Raw genomic sequence first — 16,354 nt, forward strand, 5'->3', positions numbered from 1 at the left:
TGGGAAGGACGCATGGGGCGGGGATGCGCATAGTTTTGAAACAGTTTAGTGACATCGCACTGCTTAGGCAGAACAGCAAGCGCCGCACAACTCCGAAGGGCGAAGAAGGACTGACTCTCGTCGAGATGATCGTCGTGCTGGCGATCATCGCACTCGTGGCGGCGCTGATCGTCCCCAACGTGATCGGCCGGCCCGATCAGGCGCGCGTGACCACCGCGAACACCGATATCGCCACGATTGCCAGCCAGCTCACCACCTATCGCCTCGACAACGGCGCCTATCCTACCAGCGAGCAGGGCCTCAAGGCGCTGGTCGAGCGCACTGCCGTGCCGCCGGCTCCCACTGCCTTCCCGGATGGCGGCTATCTCTCGACGATGCCGCAGGACCCGTGGGGGCGGGACTATGCCTATACGTCGAATGGCCAGACCTATGAGATCAAGTCGCTCGGCCGAGACGGCCAGCCGGGTGGCGAGGGTGTCGACGCGGACATCGTGAGAAAGCGCTGACGCCCATGGGGGGGACCGGCAGCACCGCGGCAAGGCGGCACGGCGAGGCCGGACTCACGCTCGTCGAAATGCTCGTGGTCCTCGCGATCATCGCCGTGATGGCGGGCGCGGTGTCGATCGGCGTTGGGAGCATCACCCGAGCGCCAAGCGCCGAGGCCGAGGCACGGCGCCTCGCCACCCGCCTCCAGGCGGCGGCTGACGATGCGATGCTGGGCGATCGAATGATCGCGTTCACCGCCGCCAAGAACGGCTATGGCTTCGCCACGATCGGCGCAGACGGAACGCTGCTAGCGCGCACCGACGATGCTTTCGGCTTCCACCGGCTCCCGGGCGGGATGGTCGTGACCCTCGACGTGAGGCCGCCCGTGATCCTCGGTGTCGACGGCGGCGGGCGTCCGCTCTCGGCGCTCATCGAGTCGGGCGACCAGCGCTGGCGCGTCACTTATGACGGGCTGACTGCAACGGCTTCCCCGGCACCCGCGGCATGAACGACGAGGGTTTCTCGCTGATCGAAGCGCTCGTTGCGCTCGCCGTCCTCGCGATCGCCACGGTGGGGCTGATGCGCACGGTCGAATCGCACATCGATTCGACGCGCGGAGTCGAACGCCGGACCGCGGCAATGTGGGCGGCGGAAAACCGGCTGGCGGAACTCGAGGCGCGTATTCCGCCGGCGTCCGATTCCGTCGATATGCTCGGCCAGCAATGGCGTGTCGCAGTCGAGCGGCGCCGCACCGACGATCCCGAAATCGATCGCGTCCGCGTCGCCGTTACCGCGGCCAATGAAAAAGCACCTCTTGCATCGCTCGACGGGTTCGTGGACGCACGCAGACGATGATCGGGGGTTTCAGCCTAACACCGCGCCAAACGCGCACTGCGCTCGATTTGCTGACCGGGACGGTAGTCGTCTCGGCCGCAATCGCGCTCGCCGGGCTCACCTGGCGAATCGCCGGCCACGCGGGAATGGGGGCGATCACGATTCCTTCAGGCCGCAGCGGCCCCGCCGTGCCGCCCGACATCGCCCCTGCCCTCGCGCTCGCGCCGTTCGGCAAGCCGCTCGTCGCCGAGTCCGGCCAGCCGACGACGCTGCCGCTCGAGCTCAAGGGCGTGATCGCAGCCAACCCGGCTACGCTCTCCACGGCTTTCATCGCAGTGAGCGGCGCAGCGCCGGTCGCGTTCCACGTCGGCGAGAGCGTGAGCGGCGCGACGATCCAGTCGATCCTGCGCGATAGGGTGATCCTGGCGATCGGCGGACGCACCGAGTTCCTGGCCTTTCCCGATCCGTCGCTCACGCCCGAGGAGCGTCAGGCAGCCGCGCAGGCGGCGCCACCGCCTCCGCCCGGCGGCGCGCCGAACGCTGCGCCTCCGGCTCCAGCAAATCCGCCGCCGGCCGCGGGCACCGCGGCGATGCTCGAGCGCTTCGGTGCTTCGCCCGGGCCGGGAGGTTATCGCATCGGCGCAAATGCTCCCGCCGGGATGATGGCCGGCGACGTGATCCAGTCGGTCAACGGCACGCCGCTCAACGATCCCGCAGCCGCCAACGCTGCCTTCGCTGCCGCCCAGGCGAGCGGCTCCGCCCAGATTCAGATCCTTCGCGACGGGAAGCGGCTGACGCTTACCGTTCCGCTCCGCTAGAAAGTACCTCCCGTGAAGATTCGCTCCACCCTCGCCGCTCTTGCCCTCACCGGCATCGCGCTGGACGCCGTGGCGGCGGCGCAGCTCCCGGCGGCGCAGGAGGAGACTGCCGACGTCGTGGTCAATATGCGCGGCGTCGAGATCGCCGATGTCGCGGACCAGATCTCGCGCATCACCGGGCGCACGCTGATCCTCGATCCCGCAGTGAAGGGCGTCGTCACTGTCACGTCGGCGACTCCGCTCACGCCCAGCGGCGTCTGGGAGCTGTTCCAGTCGGTGCTGCGCGCCAACGGATTCGCTGCGGTCCGATCGGGCCGCGCCTGGCGCATCGTCCCAGCCGCCAACGCGGTGCGCGACGGGGGCGTGCCCAGCCGCGGCGCATCGGGGCAGGAGCTGGTGACGCGCATGGTGCGCCTCTCGAACGTGCCCGCAGCCGATGCCGCGCGCATCGCCCGGCCGCTGGTCGCGACTTTCGGCAGCGTTGAACCCCTCACCAGCCCCAATGCGGTCGTCATCACCGACTATGCCGACAATGTCCGCCGGATCGAGGCGATCGTGCGCCAGCTCGACGGCGGCGGCGGCGCCAGCTTCGCGACGATCACGCTCAAGAACGGCAACGCGGCGGACGTCGCCGAGTCGCTCCAGGCGGTGCTCGGTGACCAGGCGGGCGCCGGCGCACGCGTGGCAGCCGATGCGCGCAGCAACACGGTGATCATCCGCGGTACGCCCGCCGCCGTAGCCGAGGCGCGACGCATCACCGCCTCGCTCGACCAGCCCGGTGGCGCAACGCCGATCACGCGCATGTTCCGGCTCAACTATGCCGATGCCGAGACGGTGACGGACGTGCTGCGCGGTATCCTCGGCCAGGGCGAGTCGGCCGATAATCCGGTGGCGCGCAGCCTTTCGGAGAACCAGAATCCGTTCGCGCGGCCGAACCAGTCGCAGATGCTCGCAGGGCTGGCGAACGGCAACAGCGCTTCGACGCTCGCCAACGGCCAGGCGAGCGCGCCCACCCAGCCGGTGATGCAGTCCCCAACGGTCGAGACTCCGCAGGGTTTCTCGACCCCCGAGCTCACCGTCCAGCCCGCGCCCGAGCTCAACGCGGTGGTGGTCCGCGGAACGCCACAGGCGATCGCCTCGATCGAATCGCTCATCACCGATCTCGACGTGCGCCGCCCGCAGGTGCTGATCGAGGCGGCGATCGCCGAGATCACCGGCGACGATGCCGAGGCGCTGGCGGTACAGCTCGGCACCGGCGGCGCCGTGCTGGGCCAGGAAGGCGCCGGGACCTCCTTTTCGCAGAGCGACAGCGGCTTCGCGTCGCTGGGGCAGATTCTGCGAACGCTCGGCGTGCCGCTCGGCGCCCTGATCGGCGAAGGCTTCACCGGCAATGTGGCGATCGGCGACGATTTCTCGATCCTGGTCCAGGCGCTCGGCGTATCGACCAAGGCGAACCTGCTTTCGACGCCGCAGATCACCACGCTGGACAATGTCGTCGGCGAGATCGTCGTGGGTCAGAACGTGCCGTTCGTCACCGGCTCGGTCCTCACCGACAGCACCAACGTGCGCCCCTACAACACGATCGAGCGCAAGGACGTGGGCATCACGCTGCGCATCCTGCCGCGCGTCAACGCGGGCGACACGATCCGCCTCCAGGTCAATCAGGAAGCCTCGTCGATCGCCGCGAGCACGGTGCCCAACGCATCGGACCTGATCACCAATCGCCGCGCGATCAACACCACCGTGCTCGCAGACAACGGCGAGACGATCGTGCTCGGCGGACTGATCAGCGACGATTATCAGGACGTCCGCCGCCAGGTGCCGGTCCTCGGCGACATCCCGATCGTGGGCGAGCTGTTCAAGAGCCGCCGCGAGACGCGCCAGAAGCGCACGCTCTTCATCTTCCTGCGCCCGCGGATCCTGCGGGACGGCGCCGATGCGGCGGCGGCGGCAAAGGAGAAATACGCCAAGCTGCGCGCCGACGAGATGGAGAACAATCGCCGCTCCAGCCTGTTGCTCGCGCCCCCCACGCCGCGGCTGACGGTGGAGATCGAGGGCATCTACTAAGCGAGGCTATTCCGCCTGCAGGGGTACGCGGATACGCTGCGCCCCTCGCGTGAAGAAAGCCGCGTCGATCGCGAGCGACGCCAGTTGCCAGCCGTCGACGCTCTCGCCGATCGCCAGCGTGCGTGTGGCGCCGTCGGCGCCGCGGACCAGCGCCACTGCATCGGCACCCAGCCTGCCGGCCACGCCCACCAGTACGGGCGCATCCTGCGGCAACGCCTCTGCTGCGACCCCTTCGGGCTGGCCGAACAGCGCGCGCTCATAAGCCGCTGTCAACGTTGCGGGCGCCGCGGCAGTCAGCGGCGGAAGCGCGCGACGGACAGGGATGGGTGACCTGCGCTCGGCCGACGCGAGCAGCACCAACGGAGTCAGCACGGCAAAGGCGCCCGCCAAACCCAGCGCGATGGCATCGCGGCGCGCGATCATCGCCATCCCGCCACCAGTTCGCCCGAGAGCCGGACGCTGCCACCCGGAAGCGCCTCGATCTGCCAGCCGCGCAGACGCAACAGCGGCTTTTCGCGTTCGAGCGCATCGGCGAACTCGAGCACGGCCTTCTCGGCACCCGAGACGCGCAGCCGCAGTGCAATGACTCCCGCCGGAGCCGCCAGCGCGCCGCTGTCCTCGACCAGCAGACCGCCTGCCTTGGCACGCGCCTGCACGCGCGCGGCAGCGAGAGTCCGCGCCGCGGCAGCGTCTCCGGCGCGCAGGGCAAGGCCGGGAGCGAGCAGCGGCTGGCGCGTCGTCGGAGCATCGGCCTCGGCGCGCAGCGAATCCCGCTCCGCCCGTGCCGACGCGAGCTCCCCCAGCGCCGAACCGGCGAGGGGTGCGATGAGTAGCGCGCCGATCAGGCCGGCGCCGACACCAAGCAGGAGCGGCGGGACCTTCACGGCGCCGCGATCCTGAAGCGGCTGATCATCTCGCCATCGCCCGCACGCTGGCCCGCATCGCGCACCCTGGCAAATTCCGGCGCGCGGCGCAGCGCCGAGCGAAGCCGGTCCGGATCTGGCGCGGCGACTTCGAGATCGATCGCGCCACCCGGCTCACGCGCAAGCCGCGCAATCTTCGCCTCGGCCGGCAGCGTTCGCGCCAATGCTTCGATCGTTCCACTGGGCCCGGGACCACGCAGCGCATCGGCGAGCCGCTGGTGCGCGGCCTCGGCTTCGCGCTGTGCAGCAATGCGCGGCGCAAGCTGGGTGCTGAGCGCCGAAGCCTCCCGCTCCGCTCCGCCAGTCAACAGCTTGGCACCCACGATGGTCAGCAGCGGCGCCGACAGGATCAGTCCGGCGATCGCCAGCGCAACCCGCCAATCGGCCGGTGGAGCGGTTGTCGGCGCACGCGCAGCACGCGTGCGGGCGCGCTGCACGAGCCGCTCCGCCAGGCTGCTGGGCGGCCGCGTGCCCGCAAGGTCGTCTGATGCCGGCTCCGGTGTCACGCGTGCTCGCTTACCCCGTCGCAGGGATCGGAGCAAAGCGTCACGCGATCGACGCGAAGAAGTCACACGCGTGTCACGGCTGTTCCATCACCCCGTAAACCGCACCTCCCAAAGCAACCGGAACCGGACCGCGACTGGCCCGGATGCTTGGGGGTTTCCATGAACGATCTGACCGAAACCGGCTTCGGCTATTCCGACGGCGACGTCGACACCAATCGCAGCACCACCACCACGCTCAACGAGCTGGCAGCGCAGCGGCTCTCGCGCCGCCAGACGCTCCGCGGCGGCTCGGCGATCGTCGCCGCCACGCTCGGCGCATCGGTGCTCGCGGCATGCGACGACAACGAAGCGAACGCCACGCCGCCGCCTCCCACCGCCGAACCCGGCACCTCCGTCACTGCCAGCTCGGGCCAGATGGTGACGCTCACCGGCACCGGCACTACGGGCGGCCAGAGCTGGGTCCAGGTTTCCGGCCCCGCAGTCACGCTGAACGGCGCCCTCACTTCCACCGCAACCTTCATTGCGCCTGCGGTCTCGGCGGCGACGCAGTTCGTCTTCCGCTATGTGAACAACACCACCAGCACCACCTATCGCGACACCACCGTCACCGTGAACCCGGCGACGCTGAGCTTTGCCGCGGTCGCGAAGAACTTGAACGACGTGGTTACCGTGCCGACGGGTTACACCGTCCAGATCGGCGCCCGGCTCGGCGATCCGATCGCCGCGGCCGTTCCCGCGTACAAGAACGACGGCACCGACACCAATTTCGCCCAGCGCATCGGCGATCATGGCGACGCGCTCTACTGGTATGGTCTCAGCACCACCGGCACCCGCGACGACAACAGCTCGACGCGCGGCCTGCTCGTGCAGAACCATGAGAACGTCACTGAATCCTACCTGCATCCGGCAGGCCCCACCGGCATCGGCGCCGGCCAGGCTCGCCCGGAAGCCGAGGCGATCAAGGAGATCGAGTGCCACGGCGTCAGCGTCGTCGAATATCGCGAAGGCGCGAACCGCAGCTGGGCCTATGTCCAGAACAGCAGCTTCAACCGCCGCATCACGCCGAATACCCCTATGGTATTCAACGGGCCGGTGCGCGGCTCTGACCTGATCAGGACCGCCTATTCGCCCGACGGAACCACCGGCCGCGGCACGATCAACAACTGCGCCAATGGCGTGACCCCCTGGGCCACCAACCTGACGTGCGAGGAGAATTGGGCCGGCTATTTCCGCCGCAGCGGCGACAATGCGGCGCGAACCGCCAAGGAGCTGACCGCGCTCGGCCGCTACGGCGTATCGAGCAGCTCGGGCAGCTACAGCTGGTCGACCGTCGTCCCCGCCGATGCCGCCGACACGCGCTTCCGCCGCTGGGACGCGCGCGCGACGGGCGCTTCGGCGACTGCGGACTTCCGCAACGAACCCAACCAGTTCGGCTGGATTGTCGAGATCGATCCCTATGATCCCGCCTCCACGCCGCGCAAGCGCACTGCGCTCGGCCGCATGGGCCATGAGGGCTGCTGGCCCGGCCTGTTCGTCGCCGGCCGCAAGCCCGCCTGGTACATGGGTGACGATTCGCGGCGCGAATATTTCTACAAGTTCGTGTCGGCCACTGCCTGGGCCGCAGCGGATGCCAACTCCGCCAACCGGCTGGCGATGGGCGACAAGTACCTCGACAACGGCACGCTCTACGTCGCCAAGTTCAACGCCGACGGCACCGGCAGCTGGACACCGCTGGTGTTCGGCCAGAACGGCATCGACGCGAGCAGCACCGTCTATCCGTTCGCGGACCAGGCCGATGTGCTGGTGAACACGCGCCTCGCGGCGGACGTGGTCGGCGCCACGCCGATGGATCGGCCGGAATGGACCGCGGTCAATCCGGCGAACGGCGAGGTCTATCTGACGCTCACCAACAACAATGCCGCCGGCCGCCCGCTCAACGGCACCGATTCCGCCAATCCGCGCCACTACAACGATCCCAAGGGCGCCAGCAATCAGTTCGGCAATCCCAACGGGCACGTCATCCGCATCCGCGAGAACGACAACTCGACCGAGGCGACTGCCTTCACCTGGGATATCTATCTGTTCGGTGCGGACTCGGCGCAGGCGGACGCCGCCAACGTCAATCTGTCGGGCCTCACGGCCGATCAGGACTTCTCCAGCCCTGACGGTGCCTGGTTCAGCCGCGCCACCAACCCGGCCGGCCAGGTCCGCCCGCTACTCTGGCTCCAGACCGACGATGGCGCCTTCACCGACGTGACCAACTGCATGATGCTCGCGGCGCTTCCGGGCACCGTCGGCGACGGCGGAGCGCGGACGATCACCAACACCGGCACCGGTGGCGCCACCGCGACTCAGGCGACCCGCGTGGGCGCACCCGCGACCGCCGCAACGCTCAAGCGCTTCCTCGTCGGCCCGGTGGCCTGCGAAATCACCGGCGTCGACTCGACCCCGGACGGGCGCACGCTGTTCGTCGGTATCCAGCACCCGGGCGAAGGCGGTTCGCCCGCGGCGCCGAACAGCCACTGGCCGGACAGCCAGGCGACCGGCACCGCCGGTGCCACCGTCCGCCCGCGCTCGGCGGTGGTGATCATCACCAGGAACGACGGCGGTGTCGTCGGCCTCTGATTTTCCCCTCCCGGAAAACACTGGGGAGGCTCTTTCCGGAGCCTCCCCATTTTTTCTGGCTTAGCCCCTCCCCTTCAGGGGAGGGGTTGGGGTGGGGCTGTCCACACGCACGTCGGCAGCGATGAAGCTACATGCCCCAAACCCCTCCCCTGAAGGGGAGGGGCTTTAACGTCCGCTATCAAGTTTCAGCGCGCTCCTGTCAGCGGTCGGTACGGCTGGCGATATTGGCGGTGCCGTCGGGCGAGATGCTGATCAGGTGGCTGGTGCCGCCCACGCAGGTAGCGCGCCACGCGGGCTGGCCGTTCAGGTCATCCACGCGCTCGGACGAAGTGACGCCTTCGCACGGAAGGCCTGCATCGAGCAGCGCGCGAATGAACACCACGTTGCGCTGCCGGTCGTTCATCTCGAGCACGGCGGCCAGTGCATTCTCAGGTCCCGCCGCATTGCCGATCGCGTTCGCTTCCGCATCTGCATTGATCGGCTCGGCCGTGTTGACCGGAACGGCAGCATTGTCCTGCGCCGGCTCGGATTGGCACCCGGCCAGCGCCAGCGCTGCAACCGCGGGCAGCAGAATGCGCTTGGTCATGTCATTTCTCCCATCCAGGCCCGCCGGCGGCGTGGCCACGCGTTCAGCCGCAGCAATGCCACAGCATCATGAAGGTTCCGCAACGACCCGCCGGCTCAATGCTGATAAGCCTTGGGCAACGCGCCTTCCTTCGGATCCCAATAACGCTCGCGCAGCCGCGTCTGGCGGCTCGTCATCGGCTGTTCGACGCCGTCTATGAATACCGACACGGCCGAAGTGCCGATCTCGAGCGGGTCGCCGTCCCAGATCACCACGTCGCCACGCCGGCCGGGCCGAAGCGAGCCGAATTCGTCGCCCATGCCGAGCGCCTCCGCCGGGCGCGCAGTGATCGTCGCGAACGCCTCGCCCCAGTCGAGCCCGGCGGCCCCCGGGATACGGCCCAGCGCGACGAGATTGCCGGCGAACTGCTTCTCCCAGCGCGCCTGCCGGGCCTCGTCCTCGTTGATCGTGCCGATGCCCACCGTCACGCCGGCGGCCTTCATCCGGCCGATGTTCGACTGGGTCGCCGCGAGCGATTCGAACGACGCCGGCAGATCCGCGAGCGCGGAAGCGATCACCGGCACGCCTGCCGCCGCGATCTCGCGCGCCACCGTCCAGCCTTCGGTCGCGCCGACGAGCACGAGCTTGAGCGCGGGAATCTCCTGCTTGAGCCGCAGCACACCGAGAATGTCCGACGCGCGCTCGACATGCGCGAGCAGCGGTACCTTGCCCTGCACCACCGGCACCAGCGCCTCGGCGTCGGCGCGGGTGAGCAGCGCGTCCTTGCCGCGATCGGCGAAGCTCGCCGGGTTGCGGACATAGTCGCGCACTTCGAACAGCGCATTGCGCAGCATCGCATAGGCTGCCGGCCGGCTGCCCCCGGCGCTGCGGGCGCCCACCTCGCCGAATTCCATGAACTGGAACGCGCGCGGCCGCGTGACTGCTTCCATGTCAGGCGCGAGATCGATGATCGCGCCCTGCCCGGCGAAGATCGATCCGTTGCTGTTGTCGGGCGCGACCACCGCGCGGGTGACGCCTTCGAGCCGATTGACCGCGAGCGGGCTCGACTTGGGGTTCACCGCGGGCGCGACATCGAGCGCGGCATTGAAGGGCGAGCTGCCCGCGCTGCTGTCGTTGGTGCCCTGGACGGCGTCGACCTCGACGATGCCCATGCGAGTGAAGCCGGCGAAGATGCCCGGAGTCACATAGCGCCCGCCGGCATCGACCGTGCGGACGCCCGCAGGCACCGCGACACCCGGGCCGGCCGCAACCACCCGCCCGCCGCGGACCACCACGGTTCCGCCCTCGACCGGGCCGGCGCCGTCGCCGATCACGAGCTTGGCATTGGTGATCGCCACGTCCTGCGCGGCGGCGGGCGCCGCCAGCGCGAGCGCGGCGGCGGTGCAGAGAAGTAGCTTGTCGATCACTTCACATCCCCCTCGCCCGGCTGGCCGAGCTCGAAATCGGAAACGGGCCGCAGCTTCGGGTTCGCCGCATCGTAGAGAAGCGCGCCGTCGACCCACACCATCTGCGGGCGCGTGTAGACGCTGAACGGATTGCCGTTCCATAGCACCACGTCCGCCATCTTGCCGGGCTTGAGGCTGCCGGTCTCGTCCGCGATGCCGAGCGCCTTGGCCGGGTTGATTGCCAGCCAGCGCCAAGCCGCTTCCTCGGAGATGTTCAGCCCGCCCTTGAGCGCCGCGGAGCGCGCCTTGGCGACTTCCTGGTTGAGCCGCTGGATGCCGTTCGCGTCGTCCGAATGGATCATCGCGCAGGCGCCTTCCTTCTCCAGGATGGCGAGGTTCTCGTTGATCGCGTCATAGGCTTCCATCTTGAAGCCGTACCAGTCGGCCCACACCGCCGCGCAGGTCTGGTTCGCCTTGAGCAGATCGGCGATCTTGTATGCCTCCACAGCATGGTGGAACGCCGTGACCTTGTAGCCGAACTCCTTGGCCATATCCATGACGACCGCCATTTCGTCGGCGCGGTAGCAATGGTTGTGGACCAGGATCTCGCCCTCGATCACCCCGCGCAGCGTGTCCATCGCGATGTCGCGCGCCGGGGGCTCGCCGCCCTTGTCCTCATATTTGTCCCAGCGGCGCTTGTATTCGGCCGCGCGCGCCCAGGTCTGGCGGTCGACCGCGACATTGCCCATCCGCGTCGAGGGCATCCGCCCCTTGGCGCCGTAGACGCGCTTGGGATTCTCGCCGCACGCCATCTTGAGGCCATAGGGAGCGCCCGGGAACTTCATCCCCTGCATCGTGCGCGCATAAACGTTCTTCACCGTCACCGAGCGGCCGCCGAACAGATTGGCCGATCCCGGCAGGATCTGGAGCGTGGTCACGCCGCCGTTGGTCAGCGCGCGCCCGAAGCCCGGGTCCTGCGGCCAGACGCTGTGCTCGGCCCAGACTTCCGCGGTGACGGGCGAGGTCATCTCGTTGCCGTCCGAATGCGCCTCCACCCCCGGGGACGGATAGTCGCCCAGATGGCTGTGGACGTCGATCACGCCGGGGGTCAGATATTTGCCGCGCCCGTCGATCACGGTCACGCCGTCCTCGGCCGCGAGCCCCTGCCCGACCGCGACGATCTTGCCGTCGCGGAACAGCACCGATCCGTTCTCGATCCGCGCACCTTCGCCGTCGAAGATGGTGACGTTGGTAATCAGCGTGGCCCTGCCCGGATAGGGCCGATAGGTCGAAGGAAAGGGATCGTGGCTATAGCCCTTGCCCTTGCCGGGCCCGTTCGCGGACGCCGGCTCGGACGCGCTGCTGCGCGGCTCCCCGGCGTTGGCGGCACACCCGCCCAGCGCCACTACGGCGCCGAGAATTAGGACCGAACGGTTCAAGCGCGACTCCTCCTGTTGATATTCTGGCAGCGCCCCCCGGCGCAGGCGCCTGTGATCGCGGCAAGCGGGGGCTTTGGCAAGCGCGCGGGATGCGCCTCTTCAGAAATCCTTAGTGCCTGCAGGGCAGCTTGTCGGCGCCGCCGGACCCCGCGGAGCCTTCCGCACCCGGTTGTGTTGTGCTGTCTTGGGGCTGTTGGCTCGTTCTGGGGAAGATCGGCGTGCAGAGAGATCACCGGGCACCCGTTTCCACAGCTACGCACGCCACGCGGTTCGATGCTGCCACGCTGGCTTTCCTGGGCGCCCTTTGCGGCGCGCTCGCGCTTTCGGGTTGGATCTTTGATCAGCCGCACCTGCGTGGTTTCGGCATTGCCTATTTCCCGATCTGGCCGCTGACCGCGATCGGCTTCACCGCGCTTTCGCTCGGCCATCTCGCCGCGATCCTGGATCAGCGGCGCATCGCGGCCGCGCTCTGGATCGTGCCGCTGGCGGTGGCGGCGACTTCCGCGCTCCAGGCTGTCACCGGCAGCGACTTCGGGATTGATCGGCTGTTGTTCGGCGATCTCCTGGCGCAATTCCCCGCCGCACACCCCGGCAGGCCGGGCCTCAACCCGGTGACGCTCCTGGTGCTGCTCAGCCTCGCCGGCTATTTCTCGATCGCCCGCCAGCGCGGCTCGGACGAAGCGCATGGCGTAGTGATCGCCGTCGCAGTGGGCGTCACCGCAGTGGCTGCATTCCTCGCTTTCTCGACGCTTCCCGCGATCGCCGTGCTCTCGATCCGCCCCGGCGACCCGGTCGCCTATTACCGCTCGATCTCGATACCTTCGGCGATGTGCGCAGTCTGCGTGGCGGGCGCAATCCTGGTCCAGCACGGCAGCTTCAACTGGATCCGGCTCTTCGCGGTGCGCAAGGGCATCTGGCGCGTGGCGCGGCTGCTGCTGCCGGCGGCGCTGGTGGTGCCGCTGCTTCCGCCGATCTTCAACCTGTTCTTCGTGCAGAGCGACCGCGCTTCCTCGCTCGGGCAGGAATTGCTCCTGCTGCTGTGCAACCTGCTGGCAGTCGCGATCATAGGCTATTGGGCGGCATCACGCATCGCACGGGACCAGGCGGCGCTCCTCGAACTCAGCCATGCGCTCGACAACGCCACAGTCGCCGTCGTCGCCCCCGACGGAACCATCGTCCACTGGTCGCAGGGCTGCGAGCAGCTTTACGGCTGGAGCGTGGACGAGGCGCGAGGCAGGAACAAATATGCGCTGCTCCGCTCGCGCTGCCAGCTGCAGGACCATGGCAGGCCCACCCGCATCGGCGCCGATGTCCAGCAGCTCGTGGAAACGACCAAGGACCGGCGCGAACTCCATGTGCTCGAACGCGTGCACCGGGTGGAGAGCCCGCTGCGCGGGACATTGCTGGTTCTCGGCGTCAACGACATCTCGCAGCAGGTGGCGGCGACCGAGGCGCTGCGTGCTAGCGAGGAACGGCTCGCCGCCGCAGCTTCCGCGCACGAGTTGGGCATTTTCGAGTGGCACGTGCCGAGCGGCCGGATCGACTGGTCGCCGGGCACCGAGCAGCGGCTGGGCCTCGAGCCCGGCGCGCTGTCCAACATCGATCGTTGGCAGGCGCAGGTCGATCCGGCGGATGCCGAGGACGTGCTGGAGACGATCGCACAGGCCGAGCGCGATCGGGCCGACAAGTTCAGCTTCCGCTGGCGGTTGGCGCACCCTCGCGACGTTCGCGTGGTCGAGGGCTCGGCGCGCGTCTTCTACGATGGCCAGGGCCGGATGGAGCGCGGCGTCGGCATGATCCTGGACGTCACCGCACGCGACGAGCGCGAGGCGGCGCTTCGCCGCCGCGAAGTGCATCTCCAGTCGCTGCTCGACACCGTTCCCGATGCGATCGTCGTCATCGATGCCCAGGGGCAGATCCTGCAGTTCAGCACCGCGGCACAACGGCTTTGGGGCTATGCTCCCGAAGAGGTGGTCGGGCAGCATTTCACCATCCTCGCACCGGTCACCGAGCGCGAGGGTATCGCCGCCGTGCTCCGTCGCTTCCTCGAAACCGGCCGGGGGCTCACGGACCGGGTCATCACCTCCGTTGCCCAGGCGAAGGACGGGCGCCAGTTCCCGGTGGAAGCGCGCACCGGCGTGGCGCACAGCGATCAGGATCTGCTGCTGACCATCTTCCTGCGCGATCTCACCGAGCAGGTCACGGCCGAGGAGCGGCTGCGCGACCTCAATGCCGAGATCGCGCATGTCTCGCGCCAGAGTGCGATGAGCGAGCTGGCAGCCGATCTGGCGCACGAGCTGAACCAGCCGCTCAGCGCCACCTCCAACTTCCTTGCTGCGGCACGCATGCTGCTAGAGCGCGGCGAAGACCCGGAGCGCATCTCGGAGCTGCTGCGCATGGGCGTCGAGCAGACCCAGCGCGCCGGAGAGATCATCCGGCGGCTGCGGGCTTTCATGGCGCGCGGCGAAGTGGAAATGCGCACCGAGCTGGTCGATCGCACGGTTCGCGACGCGGTGGACCTGGTGCTGGTGAGCACCGGCCTGGCCAACATCCGCGTCAACTACCAGCTCGACCCCGACGTGCAATTCGTCTTCGCCGATCGCATCCAGGTCCAGCAAGTGCTCGTGAACCTGCTGAGAAATGCAATAGATGCCCTGCGCCAATCAGATCAGAAGGAAAAGATAATCACGATCGCCTCGCGCAGATCGGATGATCACATGATCGAGATCGCAGTAACGGACAACGGCCCCGGCATGCCTTCACATGTGCTGGATAATCTTTTCTCCCGCTTCACTACGACGAAGGGCATCGGCGGAGGCGGAATGGGTATTGGTCTTTCGATCAGCAAACGTATCATCGAAGCGCACGGCGGAACCTTGCGGGGCGACAATCGTCCGGAAGGCGGAGCATGTTTCCGCTTCACCTTGCCCGCCGTGGAACAGGGGGAGACGAATGACCAGGACAATCTACATCGTTGACGACGACGACGCGGTCCGCGCCTCTCTGCACTCGCTGCTCTCCGTGCGAAGCGACTTAGTGGTCCGCAGCTATCGCTCGGGCGACGCATTTCTCGAGGAAGCGGCCGAGCTCGATCCCGGCGTGCTCCTCCTCGATTTCCACATGCCGGGTGCGACCGGCCTCGACGTGCTCCAGGCGCTGGACGGCAAGGCGCGGTTCGTGCCGGTCGTGCTCACCGGCCAGGGCAATGTCGGGCTCGCGGTCCAGGCGATGAAGGCCGGCGCGCTCGACTTCCTCGAAAAGCCCTATGAAGCCGAAGTGCTGATGCAGGTGATCGACAACGCCTTCGCGCGACTGGAAGAGAATAGCGAGGAGGCTGCCCGCCTCAATGCCGCCGAAGCCAAGATCGCCAAGCTCAGCCCCCGCGAGACCGATGTGCTCAAGGGGTTGATCGAAGGCCGATCGAACAAGATCATCGCCTATGAGCTCGACATCAGCCCGCGGACGGTGGAGATCTACCGGGCGAACCTGATGGAAAAGCTCGAGGTGCGCAGCCTTTCCGAAGCACTGCGTATCGCATTCGCGGCAGGGCTTTTCCCCAAGGATTGAACCGCTGGCACTTGGCGCTGTCGCTGAGCGCCGCTGTCCAGACTTAGTACCCGAAACGAGGGAACGCTAATCCTCCCCCGCAAGGGGGAGGTGGCGCCGAAGGCGACGGAGGGGGCGGATGCCAGAACATGAGTGGCGTGCTTCCTCCCCCGTCAGGCTACGCCTGACACCTCCCCCGCCAGGGAGGGATCAGCGTGCTAGGTGAATCTACGGAAGCGCTTTCGCGCCCCCGAGCAGCCGGGCCCCTCCCCGCGTCTCCTATAAGTCATGGGTCAGTTCCTGGGGCGGGCGGCCCTCGCTTGCCTCCACAGCAAAGGTGCACCCATGGCGGATATGCTCGCCCGATTTAAGATTTCCACGAAGATCCTCGCGCTGCTGCTGATGCTCGGCGTGGTCACGCTCGCGGTCGCCTTCTATGGATCGCGCGCGCTCCAGAGCACCAACGATTCCTATTCGGCTCTCGTCGAGAAGAAGCTGCCGGTCAGCACGTTGATGGCACGCGTGAACCGCCTCTCCAACCAGATGGTCTATTCGGGTTATCGCGCGATGGCCTATCCGGGCACCTCGGCCGAGGCACGTGCCGCCGGCGAAACCGAGCGCAAGGCCCATGCCGATGCGCTGCGCTATCTGGACGAGGCCAAGCAGCTCGATCCCAGCTTCGGCGGCGAAATCGAGGTTCTGCGCAGCAACATCGTTGCGATCCATGAAGGCGCGGAACAGGCTATCCGCTACGGCCAGCAGGATCAGAACGACGCGGCCCGCGCGATCCTCGCCGATCTCGACAAGAAGGCCGACGAATTCAGCATCATTGCCACCAAGGCGAACAACGAACGCATCGCCGCTGGGCGTGCGCTGGCAACCGAGCTTTCGGCCAGCGCGAGCAGCACGTCCATGATCATGCTGGCGGTTTCGCTGATCGCCATCGGCGGCGCCATTGCCATCTCGCTCTTCGTTTCGCGTAGCGGCATCACCGGCCCGATCGCGCAGCTGCAGGATCGAATGAAGACTCTTGCGGCGGGCAACAACGCGGATGCAGTTCCCGGCACCGATCGCGGCGACGAGATCGGCGCGATGGCGAAGGCGGTGCTGGTGTTCCGCGAGGCGGCTGTCGAGAAGGA

At 67.9% G+C, this 16,354-nt stretch carries 15 protein-coding genes; 9 read left to right on the forward strand and 6 right to left on the reverse strand.

The genetic code is table 11. The features are described 5' to 3' along the window. The first annotated feature begins 35 nt into the window (after positions 1-35). The 5 genes from gspG to gspD are packed head-to-tail and all read left to right on the forward strand — an operon-like array spanning position 36 to position 4,205. On the forward strand, positions 36-506 hold the full coding sequence (gene gspG / locus ACMGDH_RS12205; protein ID WP_436828196.1) for a type II secretion system major pseudopilin GspG: 471 nt from the start codon (positions 36-38) through the stop codon (positions 504-506). A gap of 5 nt (positions 507-511) precedes the next feature. Further along, positions 512-994 carry a prepilin-type N-terminal cleavage/methylation domain-containing protein gene (locus ACMGDH_RS12210; protein WP_436828197.1) on the forward strand — a complete coding sequence of 161 codons (483 nt, stop codon included), beginning with the start codon at positions 512-514 and terminating at the stop codon, positions 992-994. Further along, positions 991-1,341 (forward strand): type II secretion system minor pseudopilin GspI, encoded by a 351-nt coding sequence (gene gspI / locus ACMGDH_RS12215; protein ID WP_436828198.1) that lies wholly within the window; start codon positions 991-993, stop codon positions 1,339-1,341. Before ACMGDH_RS12210 ends, gspI begins: the two co-directional genes overlap by 4 nt. Continuing rightward, the gene (locus ACMGDH_RS12220) at positions 1,338-2,138 is read left to right on the forward strand and encodes a type II secretion system protein N (RefSeq protein ID WP_436828199.1); all 801 of its coding nucleotides are present in this window, start codon (positions 1,338-1,340) and stop codon (positions 2,136-2,138) included. Before gspI ends, ACMGDH_RS12220 begins: the two co-directional genes overlap by 4 nt. Positions 2,139-2,150: 12 nt before the next feature. Continuing rightward, positions 2,151-4,205: a type II secretion system secretin GspD gene (gene gspD / locus ACMGDH_RS12225; RefSeq protein WP_436828200.1), complete on the forward strand. Its 2,055-nt coding sequence runs from the start codon at positions 2,151-2,153 to the stop codon at positions 4,203-4,205. Between the two features lie 6 nt (positions 4,206-4,211). Here the strand turns inward: gspD and ACMGDH_RS12230 are convergent, their stop codons facing one another. From ACMGDH_RS12230 to ACMGDH_RS12240, 3 genes are read right to left on the reverse strand one after another with little or no spacing between them, the layout of a single operon-like run. Beyond that, entirely contained in the window at positions 4,212-4,628 is a 417-nt protein-coding gene (locus ACMGDH_RS12230) for a hypothetical protein (protein WP_436828201.1), read from the reverse strand. Beyond that, positions 4,625-5,089, reverse strand: coding sequence for a hypothetical protein (locus ACMGDH_RS12235; protein ID WP_436828202.1), 465 nt, complete (start codon positions 5,087-5,089; stop codon positions 4,625-4,627). Before ACMGDH_RS12235 ends, ACMGDH_RS12230 begins: the two co-directional genes overlap by 4 nt. After that, on the reverse strand, positions 5,086-5,634 hold the full coding sequence (locus tag ACMGDH_RS12240; RefSeq protein ID WP_436828203.1) for a hypothetical protein: 549 nt from the start codon (positions 5,632-5,634) through the stop codon (positions 5,086-5,088). The genes ACMGDH_RS12235 and ACMGDH_RS12240 overlap by 4 nt, the downstream gene beginning before the upstream one ends. A gap of 159 nt (positions 5,635-5,793) precedes the next feature. Between ACMGDH_RS12240 and ACMGDH_RS12245 the strand changes: the two genes are divergently transcribed. Next, complete coding sequence (locus tag ACMGDH_RS12245; protein ID WP_436828204.1) at positions 5,794-8,259, forward strand: PhoX family protein; 2,466 nt, start codon at positions 5,794-5,796, stop codon at positions 8,257-8,259. Positions 8,260-8,458: 199 nt separating this feature from the next. Here the strand turns inward: ACMGDH_RS12245 and ACMGDH_RS12250 are convergent, their stop codons facing one another. The 3 genes from ACMGDH_RS12250 to ACMGDH_RS12260 all read right to left on the reverse strand — a co-directional run bounded on the left by ACMGDH_RS12250 (position 8,459) and on the right by ACMGDH_RS12260 (position 11,669). Beyond that, entirely contained in the window at positions 8,459-8,845 is a 387-nt protein-coding gene (locus tag ACMGDH_RS12250) for a hypothetical protein (RefSeq protein ID WP_436828205.1), read from the reverse strand. Positions 8,846-8,940: 95 nt separating this feature from the next. After that, positions 8,941-10,248 carry an amidohydrolase family protein gene (locus ACMGDH_RS12255; RefSeq protein WP_436828252.1) on the reverse strand — a complete coding sequence of 436 codons (1,308 nt, stop codon included), beginning with the start codon at positions 10,246-10,248 and terminating at the stop codon, positions 8,941-8,943. Further along, positions 10,248-11,669: an amidohydrolase gene (locus tag ACMGDH_RS12260; RefSeq protein WP_436828206.1), complete on the reverse strand. Its 1,422-nt coding sequence runs from the start codon at positions 11,667-11,669 to the stop codon at positions 10,248-10,250. The genes ACMGDH_RS12255 and ACMGDH_RS12260 overlap by 1 nt, the downstream gene beginning before the upstream one ends. A gap of 218 nt (positions 11,670-11,887) precedes the next feature. On the opposite strand from ACMGDH_RS12260, the gene ACMGDH_RS12265 reads away from it, so the two are divergent. The 3 genes from ACMGDH_RS12265 to ACMGDH_RS12275 form a co-directional block, all read left to right on the forward strand. After that, entirely contained in the window at positions 11,888-14,647 is a 2,760-nt protein-coding gene (locus tag ACMGDH_RS12265) for a PAS domain S-box protein (protein ID WP_436828207.1), read from the forward strand. Continuing rightward, complete coding sequence (locus ACMGDH_RS12270) at positions 14,622-15,236, forward strand: response regulator transcription factor (RefSeq protein WP_436828208.1); 615 nt, start codon at positions 14,622-14,624, stop codon at positions 15,234-15,236. Before ACMGDH_RS12265 ends, ACMGDH_RS12270 begins: the two co-directional genes overlap by 26 nt. Before the next feature lie 324 nt (positions 15,237-15,560). Next, positions 15,561-16,354 (forward strand): HAMP domain-containing protein (locus ACMGDH_RS12275; RefSeq protein WP_436828209.1); only part of this gene is annotated, 794 nt, incomplete at its 3' end.

Origin of the sequence: Sphingomonas radicis (assembly GCF_051400635.1) — a bacterium.
Lineage (GTDB): Bacteria > Pseudomonadota > Alphaproteobacteria > Sphingomonadales > Sphingomonadaceae > Sphingomonas.